This window comes from Sporosarcina sp. UB5, assembly GCF_050859005.1.
GTDB lineage: Bacteria > Bacillota > Bacilli > Bacillales_A > Planococcaceae > Sporosarcina.
The window spans coordinates 2,937,031-2,949,273 of record NZ_CP125984.1; the positions used below are offsets into that span (position 1 = coordinate 2,937,031).

8 protein-coding genes are annotated in these 12,243 nt (G+C 42.9%); all 8 read right to left on the reverse strand.

The genetic code is table 11. From position 1 onward, the window contains the following. Nucleotides 1–6 precede the first annotated feature (6 nt). The 8 genes from nusA to QM454_RS14840 all read right to left on the reverse strand — a co-directional run bounded on the left by nusA (nucleotide 7) and on the right by QM454_RS14840 (nucleotide 12,102). Nucleotides 7–1,221 (reverse strand): transcription termination factor NusA, encoded by a 1,215-nt coding sequence (nusA, locus tag QM454_RS14805; protein ID WP_432359276.1) that lies wholly within the window; start codon nucleotides 1,219–1,221, stop codon nucleotides 7–9. 22 nt (nucleotides 1,222–1,243) lie between these two features. Beyond that, nucleotides 1,244–1,720, reverse strand: coding sequence for a ribosome maturation factor RimP (rimP, locus tag QM454_RS14810; RefSeq protein ID WP_432359277.1), 477 nt, complete (start codon nucleotides 1,718–1,720; stop codon nucleotides 1,244–1,246). A 189-nt stretch (nucleotides 1,721–1,909) separates the two neighbouring features. Beyond that, nucleotides 1,910–6,226 carry a PolC-type DNA polymerase III gene (locus tag QM454_RS14815; protein ID WP_432359278.1) on the reverse strand — a complete coding sequence of 1,439 codons (4,317 nt, stop codon included), beginning with the start codon at nucleotides 6,224–6,226 and terminating at the stop codon, nucleotides 1,910–1,912. A gap of 77 nt (nucleotides 6,227–6,303) precedes the next feature. After that, nucleotides 6,304–8,004 (reverse strand): proline--tRNA ligase, encoded by a 1,701-nt coding sequence (locus QM454_RS14820; protein WP_432359280.1) that lies wholly within the window; start codon nucleotides 8,002–8,004, stop codon nucleotides 6,304–6,306. A gap of 38 nt (nucleotides 8,005–8,042) precedes the next feature. Further along, the gene (gene rseP, locus QM454_RS14825; protein WP_432359282.1) at nucleotides 8,043–9,302 is read right to left on the reverse strand and encodes an RIP metalloprotease RseP; all 1,260 of its coding nucleotides are present in this window, start codon (nucleotides 9,300–9,302) and stop codon (nucleotides 8,043–8,045) included. Nucleotides 9,303–9,345: 43 nt separating this feature from the next. Beyond that, entirely contained in the window at nucleotides 9,346–10,491 is a 1,146-nt protein-coding gene (locus tag QM454_RS14830; protein WP_432364037.1) for a 1-deoxy-D-xylulose-5-phosphate reductoisomerase, read from the reverse strand. A gap of 25 nt (nucleotides 10,492–10,516) precedes the next feature. Then, nucleotides 10,517–11,311: a phosphatidate cytidylyltransferase gene (locus QM454_RS14835; RefSeq protein ID WP_432359284.1), complete on the reverse strand. Its 795-nt coding sequence runs from the start codon at nucleotides 11,309–11,311 to the stop codon at nucleotides 10,517–10,519. Beyond that, nucleotides 11,308–12,102 (reverse strand): isoprenyl transferase, encoded by a 795-nt coding sequence (locus tag QM454_RS14840; protein WP_432359286.1) that lies wholly within the window; start codon nucleotides 12,100–12,102, stop codon nucleotides 11,308–11,310. Before QM454_RS14840 ends, QM454_RS14835 begins: the two co-directional genes overlap by 4 nt. Nucleotides 12,103–12,243 lie beyond the last annotated feature (141 nt).

A 12,243-nucleotide genomic window follows, 5' to 3' on the forward strand; every position in this document is an offset into this window, starting at 1 on the left:
TTCAACTCAATTGTCTTCGTCTGTTTCTGAATATAAATCGATTGTTTCGGATTCCTCTTCAACTTCATCATCGAAATACGGATCCTCATTATATTCATCGTTTCCATTTTCGGTAACGGCGTATACATCATCTTCGAATAGTCCCTCTCCCGCCGACTCATCGATAGAAGGTGGATAGATGCCTAGTTCACGGGCATCCGTTTCACTTTTAATGTCAATTTTCCATCCTGTTAACTTGGCAGCTAAACGTGCGTTCTGTCCACGTTTTCCAATTGCCAATGAAAGTTGATAGTCTGGAACAACGACTGTTGTCGACCTATCCTCTTCATTCACTTGCACGTCCAACACTTTGGAAGGGCTCAATGCATTTGCAACAAAAATGATCGGATCTTCGGACCATTCAACAATATCGATTTTCTCTCCGTTCAATTCATTTGAAATAGATTGGACGCGAGCTCCTCGAGAACCGACGCAAGACCCTACCGGATCCACTTCTTCATTATTTGTATGGACCGAAATTTTCGAACGATCTCCAGCTTCTCGAGCAATTGATTTAATTTCAACAGTACCATCATAGATTTCTGGAACTTCCATTTCAAACAGTCGACGTAAAAGGCCAGGATGTGTACGGGAAACAAAAACTTGAGGCCCTCTTGAAGTACGTTCGACTTTCGTAATGTATACCTTAATTCGATCATGTGGTTGGTAGGACTCTGTAGTGATCTGTTCGCTTGCGGGAAGCACCGCCTCCACTTTCCCGAGACCTACATAAAGATTTCTTGCGTCAAAGCGCTCGACGATTCCATTAACGATGTCATCTTCCCGATCAACATATTCGTCGTAGATGAGACCCCGTTCAGCTTCACGCACACGTTGCGTGACGACTTGCTTGGCAGTTTGCGCTGCAATTCGGCCGAAATCACGAGGCGTCACCTCTTCTTCAAGGATATCTCCAAGTTCATATGCAGGGTTAATGACTAAAGCGTCTTCAAGGGAAATTTGAAGTCTTTCATCTTCCACTTCTTCCACGACATCTTTACGGGCATAGACTTTCATCGTCCCTTTTTCCAAATTCAAATCGACACGCACATTTTGTGCCTGGTTGAAGTTTCTTTTATATGCGGTAACAAGTGCCGCCTCAATTGCTTCCACAAGTACATCCCTCGAAATTCCTTTCTGCTTTTCAAGGGCTGTCAATGCATCGAGTAGATCACTACTCATAATTAATCACTCCTATATTCAATTATGCAGAAAAATCGATTGCCAGTCGTGCAAATGCGATTTTTTCCTTGTCGATGACGACTTGTAATTTTCGAGTCTTAATGCGGATTTCAACTTCTGCAGCATCAGGACCATACGATAACAAGTAACCTTCAAATTCTTTCATGCCATCGATCGGTTCGTACGTTTTAATAAATACATATTGACCGATCGCTTTTTGAAAGTCCTCCTCTTTTTTCAACGGACGCTCTGCGCCTGGCGAGGATACTTCAAGGAAATAGTTCTGGGAAATTGGATCTGTACGGTCCAACTCTTCACTAAGCCTTTCGCTCACTAGTGCGCACTGCTCGATATCGATGTTCCCTTCAGGGGTATCGACATAAACCCGTAAAAACCAGTCTCTTCCTTCTTTTACAAATTCAACATCTACCAATTCCAACTCAAGGTCACTCACTATCGGACTGACGAGTTTTGCAACTTCTTCCGTAATTTTACTCATCATAACCCTCCCGAGATTTAGTTCAAACTTGTCTTATTCGAATTGAACAACAGAAAAGAGCGGGAGACCCCACTCTTTTTCCGCAAGACATATAGCAAAAGTTGCACCAATTGTACCATCTACTGGGTATCATTGCAAACAAAGTGCAAAAGCGGAGGGCGCCTGCAAAGGAGCGTCAGGCATAAGGCTTTAGAAAAGCGAAAGTTGGTTTGAATCTGGCATGCCTTCTAAGCATCCTAATGAATCCATATACTCAATGACTGTTTTTGAAACTCTCCCACGCTGTTGCAGGTCTTCTTTTGAAAGGAAGATGCCATCTTTACGTGCTTCAACAATTGCTTTGGCGACGTTCGTTCCTAAAGAAGGAATAGCGTCGAATGGAGGGATTAATTGATTGCCATCGATAATGAACTCAGATGCGGCCGATTTGTATAGATCAGGCTTCGCGAATGAAAAGCCCCGTTCACACATTTCCAATGAGATTTCCAATACTGTTAGTAAGTTTCTCTCTTTAGGCGACGCTTCCAAGCCTTTATCGTTAATTTCTTTAATTTTTGCACGGATGGAAGCATTGCCTTTCGTCATTGTTGCAAGATCATAGTCCGTAGCACGGACTGTGAAATACGCTGCATAATACATAATTGGATAATGCACTTTGAAATAAGCAATCCTGAGCGCCATTAGTACATACGCTGCGGCGTGTGCTTTCGGGAACATGTACTTGATCTTTTTACAGGAATCGATGTACCAACCCGGCACTTGATTCGCCTTCATTGCCTCTTCAAATTCCGGTGTCAATCCTCTTCCTCTCCGTACCGACTCCATAATTTTAAAAGCCATCGACGGTTCGAGCCCTTGGTAAATTAAATACACCATAATATCATCTCGACATCCGATTACATCGGATAATTGGCATATTTTATTTTGTATGAGCTCCTGCGCATTACCGAGCCACACATCCGTCCCATGGGAAAGACCAGAAATCTGGATTAGTTCAGAGAATGTGGACGGTTTCGTTTCCTCGAGCATTTGTCTAACAAAGCGTGTACCGAATTCAGGCACGCCTAATGTTCCTGTCTTGCATTCGATTTGCTCTTCCGTGACACCTAATGATGAAGTTCCGCTAAATAGCGCCATGACCCCTTCATCATCCGGCGGAATCGTTTTTGGATCAATGCCAGATAGGTCTTCAAGCATCTTGATCATCGTTGGATCATCATGTCCTAGTATGTCAAGCTTCAAAAGATTATTATCAATTGAATGGAAGTCGAAATGCGTCGTCCGCCAACTCGAAGCCGCATCATCGGCCGGGAATTGAATCGGTGTAAAATCAAAAATCTCCATATTTTCCGGGACAACGATAATACCGCCGGGGTGCTGCCCAGTATTCCTTTTGACGCCCGTACAGCCTTGCACGAGCCGGTCAATTTCCGCCCCACGCAAATGAAGGTTGTTGTCATTCATATAACCTCTTACGTAACCGTAAGCTGTCTTTTCGGCAACGGTCCCAATTGTCCCTGCTCGGTAGACATAATCTTCCCCGAAAAGTTCTTTCGTATAGTTATGCGCATGTGCCTGATATTCTCCGCTAAAGTTCAAATCGATATCCGGGACTTTATCTCCATTAAAGCCAAGGAAAGTTTCGAACGGGATGTCTTGTCCATCTTTTTTGAGCATCGTTCCGCAAGAAGCACATGCTTTGTCTGGCAAGTCAAAGCCGGAGCCGACCGACCCGTCATCGAAGAATTCCGACAGCTTGCATGATGGACAAACATAGTGCGGTGGCATCGGGTTCACTTCTGTAATTTCCATCATCGTTGCAACGAGCGAGGAACCGACTGATCCACGAGAACCGACAAGATAGCCATCATCCAACGATCTCTTTACAAGCTTATGTGATATGAGATAAATAACCGCGAAGCCGTTTTCGATAATCGCCTTTAATTCCTTTTCAATTCGCGCTTCGATTATTTCAGGCAATTGTTCACCGTAAATGTGACGTGCCATTGAATAGGTCAAATCCCTAACTTCGTCATCTGCTCCAATAATCGTCGGTGTATACAAATCATCTTTAATTACTTTCACATCTCCGATACGATCAGCAATCGCTTGAGGATTATCGACGACAATTTTTTCAGCGACTTCTTTGCCTAAAAATGAGAAGTGCTCGAGCATTTCATCAGTCGTCCGGAAGTGGACTTCAGGCAAAGAGTGACGATTCATCGGGTTTGCCCCGCCTTGGGCTCTAACAAGCACTTGGCGATACATCGCATCTGTCTCGTCAATATAGTGGACATTCCCCGTTGCACATACTGGAAGGCCGACTTTATTTCCAAGTTTAATCATTTTCCGCATAATGTCTTCAAGATTCCATTCATCTCGTATCAATTCCAGTTCAATTAAATGGGAATAGACAGGCTTCGGATGAAGCTCGAGATAATCGTAGAAGCTCGCAATTTCCTCTACTTCTTCCATTGACTTCTGCATGAGGCCTTCGAAAACTTCGCCTTTGTCGCAGCCCGACCCAACAAGGAGACCGTTTCGATACTTCATCAATAGAGAGCGCGGAATGCGTGGAACTCTGTAAAAGTAATCCATATGTGAAATAGATACGAGCTTGAAAAGATTTTTCAAACCTTCGTCATCGGTCGCTAGCAATGTGCAATGTGAAGGTCTTGAGCGTTTGTACGCATCCCCTTCTCCGATATTTTTGTTGAAATCATCCAAGTATTTAATGCCTTTTTCCGTTGTTGCTTCCTTCATAAGGCGGATGAACAAATACGCCGTCGCTTCCGTGTCATAAATTGCACGGTGATGCTGTGTCAGTTCAATATCGAACTTTTTTGCTAACGTATTCAATCTGTGGTTTCGCAGTTCTGGATATAAGAAACGAGATAACTCGAGCGTATCAATAACCGGATAGCTTTTATCATGCAAATCAGCTCTCTTGCTCGCTTCATAAAAGAAGCCCATATCGAAAGAAGCATTATGCGCGACAAGGATTGCATCGCCAATGAACTCCTTGAAGTCTTTTATAACTTCCGACACTTCAGGAGCATCCTTCACCATATCATCTGTAATTCCAGTCAGTTCGGTCGTAGTTGAAGATAGTGGATGGTGTGGATTTGCAAACCGCTCAAACCGTTCCTGTATCTCTCCATTCACAACTTTAACCGCTGCTAACTCGATAATTGTGTCATATACGGCGGATAATCCTGTTGTCTCTACGTCAAACACAACGAATGTATCTTCTTCAAGTAATCGATGTTGCTCGTCGTATACAATCGGAACTCCATCGTCTACCAAGTTCGCCTCTAAACCGAATAATACTTTAATGCCGTGCTTCTTGCCGGCGGAATACGCTTCCGGAAACGATTGGACGTTTGCATGATCGGTAATAGCTATTGCGGGATGTCCCCATTTTGCTGCTTGTTCCACTAAAGCGGAAGCCGATGTTACAGCATCCATTTGGCTCATCATCGTATGTGCATGCAATTCAATTCTTTTACGATTTTCAGGAGCGTTATCTTTTCGAATGATTGCAGGAACTTCCATAATGTCCTGTGCCATCATGATGAGATCTCGTACAAAAGTATCGTTTTGGATACTCCCCCTCGCACGGACCCAAGCACCTTTTTTCAACGTTTTCATTAACTCGGCATCTTCGTTGTCACGTGAGAACATTTTCACAAGAATTGAATCGGTATAATCCGTTACTTTAATTGTGAGCAATGAACGGCCGCTTCGTAATTCCCTAACTTCAGCATCAAATACATAGCCTTCAATTGTTACGCGTCTTTCCTCATCTTGTATCGTCTCAATGCCGATGATCGGTTCATCCGGTTTAATTGGGACACCCAAAACAAATGGCCTATTCCCGACATCACCGTTCTCCTTCTTCATTGCTTCCATTTTTTGAAGATTTGCTAATGCGTTCTTCGCGTACTCTTCCTCTTCAGCTTCTTTTTGTGCAATGAAAGCTAATCGTTCCGCTTCGTTATCGTCAGCCTCTTCGGAAATTGTGAACTCGATAGCCATCGTTGGAAAACCGAAGGATTCATAAACTTCAGCGATTAGACGACCATACTTGTTTTTCATCGTTTGTTGTTCAAAGTCATTCGCACATGTTAATGTCATCTTTCCACCAACGAGTACAGGCTTTTGTCCAATAAGCCTTTCACGAATTGGAGGGGACATATCTCTCATTTCCTCTATGACATACGGCCAATAGCCGACAATCAAATCAGGATTCCCTTCTGTCGTTCGGACTGATACTTGAAGGCGCACCGTGGCTATGGACGTAAAGGCTTCCGTCATCTTTTGTTGAAATAACTGGAAGACGTGAACAGGCAATGTTTTTTCAAGCTCTACATTAAACTGCCATATTCTCGATTTGCGATGAATATCGACTCGTTCTAACGTTCCATGTTCGAAATGAACAATTGTTTGATCATCCGTCATACCAATCTGTTGCAGCAACGTAAGCAATTTTACTTTTGCATCCATATGTAACCCCCCATTTCTTACAGTGAAAAGAAGGGAAGTACCGGCTCAATTCGGTCTCCCCTCCTTATCCTATATTATTAACCGAAAAAGGCTTGCAGTTTTTCAGTCACTTCTTCTTTTTGCCACTCGACCGTCTCACCAGTTTCTCTAAATCTAACTTCAATAATTCCTTCTTGCGCTTTCTTGCCGATAGTTAGACGAATCGGCAATCCGATCAGATCGGCATCTGTAAATTTCACTCCTGCCCGCTCATCTCGGTCATCATGTAAAATGTCATATCGGTATGTTTTCAGCAAGTGATAAAGCTCTTCCGACAGTTTCTTCTGTGCTTCATCTTTCATACTGATTGTAACAAGATGGATATCATACGGTGCTAGCTGTTTCGGCCATTTTAATCCATCCGCATCATTATACTGTTCTGCTATAGCGGCCAGAATTCGTGAAACACCGATGCCATAACAGCCCATCCTGTACGGCTGTGTCTTCCCGTTTTCATCTAAGTATGTCGCTTTCATCGGCTCGCTATAAATGGTTCCTAATTTAAAAATGTGGCCAAGTTCAATCCCTTTCGCAAAACGAATTGTCCCGATTCCATCTGGTGCTTGTTCTCCCTCTTTAATGAATCGCAAATCAAAATAATGTTCGACTGCAAAATCACGTTCAGGATTAACGTTTACTAAATGACAGCCATCTTCATTCGCACCGCAAACGCCGTTTACGACCTTTTCAACAGCGTAGTCGGCATACACTTTTAAGTCGAGAGGCAGTTTAACGGGACCGATAGAACCTACTTTACATGAAAGTTTAGCTTCGATTTCGTCCTCAGAGGCTAACTCAATTTCTTTTGCCTTTAATGCATTCTTCAATTTAATCTCGTTTATTTCATGGTCACCGCGAACAAGGACGACAACTAGCTCTTCATCCGCTTTGAAAATGAGCGTTTTAATAACTTTTGAAGGGTCAATGTTTAAAAATGTAGCAACTTCTGCTATTGTCTTCTGGCCTGGCGTATCCACTTTCGCAAGATCTTTTAACGCTTCTTTAGACTTTACATAGTCAGCATTCACTTCAGCCATCTCAATATTTGCGGCATAACTGGAAGAGTCACTATAAGCAATCGTATCTTCTCCGATATCGGACAATGCCATGAACTCATGGCTAACTTTGCCTCCAATCGTTCCGCCATCCGCGATGACAGCACGGAAGTTCAAGCCTAGCTTTGAAAAAATATTCGAGTACGCCTGCATCATTTCATTATACTTCTCTTCCAGACTCTCTTCAGAGGAATGGAATGAATAGGCATCCTTCATGATGAATTCCCTACCGCGAAGCAGTCCGAACCGGGGACGTTTTTCATCCCTAAACTTTGTCTGAATCTGATAGACAGTGAGCGGTAGCTTCTTGTAGGACTTCACTTCATCCCGGATAAGCGATGTAATCACTTCTTCATGAGTAGGACCTAGAGCCAGTTGACGGGAATGACGATCCTTGAGCCTGAAGAGCTCAGCACCATAAGAATTCCATCTACCGGTCTCTTCCCATAGTCCAGATGATTGCAACGTCGGCATGAACATTTCAACAGCATCGGTTTTCTCCATCTCTTCCCGGATAATATTTTCGATCTTCCGAATCACTTTCTTTGCCAAAGGAAGAAAAGAATAGACGCCGCTCATATGTTGACGGATATATCCTGCCCTTAACAAAAGTTGGTGGGAGAGGATTTCGGCATCCGCCGGGATTTCGCGCATAGTCGGGATGAATGTCCGTGATTGTTTCATGAAGTTTTTCACCTCGAATTTCTCAATTTATTCTAAGATTAAAAGAAAAAGCGTTGAATGTCATTCCAGGTGACAACGAGCATTAGAACCATTAATAACATAATACCAACAAAATGAACCATGCCTTCCTTCTGTTTATCGACTGGCTTGCCACGAACTCCTTCAAATAGGAAGAACAGCAATCTTCCGCCATCTAGTGCAGGCAACGGCAAAAGGTTCATAATTCCTAGATTTATGCTTAAAATCGCAGCCCAGTTCATAAGAGAGAAGACACCCCATTGCGCTACTTCCTCGGTCGCTTTATAAATACCGACAGGACCGCTTAATGCGTCAATTGTAAACTTACCGGTTACGAGCATTCCTAGAAGTTCAAAAATCCTTTTCATCCAGCTATATGTTTGCTCAGCTCCGAAAGCAAATGCTTTTAACACATTCTTTTCCAATGGACTTTCATACATAACACCTATTTGGCCATATTCCTGTCCAGCATCAACTTTTGTATCAGGAACTACCGCCAATGTTATCAATTCTCCGTCCCTCTCTACCTTCAGTTGAAGTTCATTACCGGGATTTTTCTGGATCGTCGCGGTAAACTGTTGCCAGCTTTCAATATGCTTCCCGTCTACTTCCTTAACAAAGTCCCCTGCTTCCATACCAGCTGTATAAGCAGGGCTGTCATTCACGACTTCCTTAATAATCGGCTCATTTGTCGGGATTCCATGAAGAAGTCCAATCGCCAAAAAGATGAAAAAAGCAAGAATGAAATTGAATAACGGTCCAGCAAAGATTGCCATTGCTCTGCTTCCAAGTGATTTTGAATCGAACTGACGGTCATAAGGCGCAATGAGTGTCTCTTGCCCTTTTTCATAAATGACCGCATTACGGGAAACTTCATATTTCACAAGATTTCCATCTTCATCATAACCTTCGATGAAAAGCTCTTTACTCAAATCGGCATGCTCTGTTTCTAAAAATAGGACGTTCGGATTGGAAACATCACGATTCAAATATATTTTCTCGATTTTATCGTTACTATTCAGTATGACGCCTACACGGTATCCTGGCTGTAATTCAACTGTATCGAAATCCTCGCCCGCCATTCTCACGTAGCCGCCAAGAGGAAGAAGGCGGATCGTGTAAAGCGTCTCTTGTTTGCGGATGGCGAGTATTTTAGGTCCGAATCCAATTGCGAATTCACGTACCATGATGCCTGCTTTTTTCGCGAAAAGGAAATGCCCTAATTCGTGAAAAAAGACGAGAGAGCCGAATATTATTATAAACGCAATTACGGTTTCCATGAAAAACCACCTTAACTGGCCAATTGGCCGATTTATTCATTACTCATTTCACCATATCATACACCATTTTACGGGTAGTTGAATCGATTTCCAAAATCGCCTCAAGGTCTGGTGACGTAATCGATTGATGATTGTCCATCATCCGTTCTACAATCTCTTCGATTTGCAGGAATGGGATTCTGCCTTTCATGAACAATTGAACTGCGACTTCATTCGCCGCATTCATCACTGTCGGCATCGTGCCACCTTGCTTGCCTGCCTCGTATGCAAGGGCAAGTGCTTTAAATCTTTCAAAATCCATTTTTTCAAAATGAAGTGTTCCAATATCCTCTAGTCGCAAAGGCTTTGCATTTTGCATTGGAATCCGATCTGGATATGTCATCGCATATTGGATTGGCACCCGCATGTCTGGAGAGCCAAGTTGAGCCATGACACTTGTGTCTTCGAATTCAACCATTGAATGGATAATGCTTTCCTTGTGCAGTAAACAATCGATACTATCATATGGCATTTGAAATAGATGATGGGCCTCAATTACTTCAAGCCCTTTGTTCATCATCGTCGCTGAATCGATTGTCAATTTATTACCCATTGACCAGTTCGGATGTGCCAACGCCTGTTGTACAGTTACTCCTTGCAATTGGTCTCGGGTCAAATCCCTAAAACTCCCGCCAGAAGCCGTCAAAATAAGCCGAGAAACCCGTTTAGCATTTTCTCCATTCAATGATTGGAAGAGTGCTGAATGCTCACTGTCAACAGGGAGAAGGGCAACATTTCTCTTTCTCGCTTCCTCCATGACAATATCCCCTGCAGCTACGAGCGTCTCTTTGTTTGCAATGGCAATTGTAATGCCTTCTCGGATAGCTGCCATAGTCGGCTCCAATCCGATGCTCCCGATGACTGCATTGACGAGCATGTCCGCTCCCGCATGTGCAGCAACCGTTATAAGACCTTCCTTTCCATACACGAAACGCGTTTTTGGAAATTCTGCTTGTAGAGCTTCTGCATCTTCCTTCTGAATAACAGATACAATTGACGGACTAAATTGCGCTGTAATTTCCCTTACTTTTGTTATATTCATCCCTGCTGAAAAAGATACGAGCGTAAATTGCTCTTTGTTTGATTGAATAATATCGAGAGTCTGTGTACCAATTGACCCCGTGGCACCGAGCAGACTTATTTTTTTCATCATATACTAATTATCTCCCTTTCCATCAACCGACTAGATGCAAAAAATGAATGAGCGGCAACACGAAAAGAAGACTATCGAAACGATCAAGAATTCCTCCATGTCCCGGTAGCAAATTCCCGGAATCCTTCACCCCGAAATGCCTTTTCAACGCCGACTCGACTAAATCTCCTAACTGTCCGACAATCGAGGCGATGATTGTTACAATAATCAACATTAAATAGGACGGTGCTAATGGATAAAAGAGCTGGAATGCACATGCAAACAGGACGGCAAAGGAGATCCCTCCGATAAACCCTTCTACTGTCTTATTCGGTGAGATATCCGGCCAAAGCTTCCGCTTACCTATTTTTCTGCCGACAAAGTATGCTCCTGAATCCGTCATCCAAATGACGAGAAGTGCATAGAACACATACTCGAACCCATAAAATCGTGTTTCTATTAAATAATAAAATCCGATGCCTACGTATAATGCACTAAATGCCGTGAACGCCGCATGATCGAACGTGAATTTATTTTTCGAAATGACTGTATAGATTAATAAAATGAGAATAAGTGCGAACAACATTTCAATTTTCGTATAGCCAACCCACTGTTCGACCTCGTCAGTCCATATTGAAGGAAGTAATAGTATCGCAAGAGCTATCCAGACGAGAATGCCCTCGAAAGAAAAAATCCGGATATCTTTCATGCGCAACAATTCAAATAGACCGACTGAAGCAATCAAATAAATTGCAATTGTAAATGGCAGCCCGCCGATAATAACAAGCGGAAAAAAAACGGCCAATGCTGCGATAGCTGTTATAATTCTCTGTTTCAAATTCCTTTATCTCCTTCCACACTTCCAAATCTTCGGTTGCGCATTTGGAATTCTTCGATTGCACTTAACATGCATGACTCATCGAAGTCCGGCCAGAGAACCTCTGTAAAGGAGAATTCCGAATAAGCTAGCTGCCAAAGCATGAAGTTCGACAATCGCATCTCTCCACTCGTCCGGATAAGCAAATCCGGTTCTGGTAAGTGGGCTGTCATGAGATATGAATCAATTACAGATTCATCGATTTCATCGATTGTTAGTTGATTATTGACTGCTAATTGGGCGATTTCTTTCACAGCCTTTACCATCTCAAGGCGGCTGCCATAGTTCATCGCAAAGTTTAAAATGAGTCCGTCATTGTTAGAAGTTGCTTCTTTCGCTTTCACAATCGCTTCTTTCGTATGTGGCGGCAACGCATTGAAATCGCCTATCGTTTCTACTCTTACGTTTTGCTCGATCAATTCAGGCAAGTACGTTGTGAGAAACTCTCCCGGTAGTTTCATGAGAAAGTCGATTTCCATTTTGGGGCGTTTCCAATTTTCTGTTGAAAAAGCGTACAATGTCAAGACGTCGATGCCAATGTCATTCGCAATCCGGGTAATTTTCCGGACAGTTTTCATCCCTTCATGATGTCCGGCAATCCGCGGTAAATTACGTCGTCTTGCCCATCTGCCGTTCCCATCCATGATGATAGCGACGTGTGAAGGTATTGTTCTACTTTTTACTTTCGAAAGCCTGTCGGAAATTGACGGTCGGTTTTCTACAGTTTTTTTCCGTAACAGTTTATCTAGCATTTCGTTTCCTCCACTCGCCTGCTTTTTGAGCAAGTATCTAGTCTATCGTATCAAATTAGCCGATAAATTTCATTTAATACAGTTGAAAATCTAAGTACGTCCTCTTTTAGATTATGCATACCGTACGATGAAATATTTATC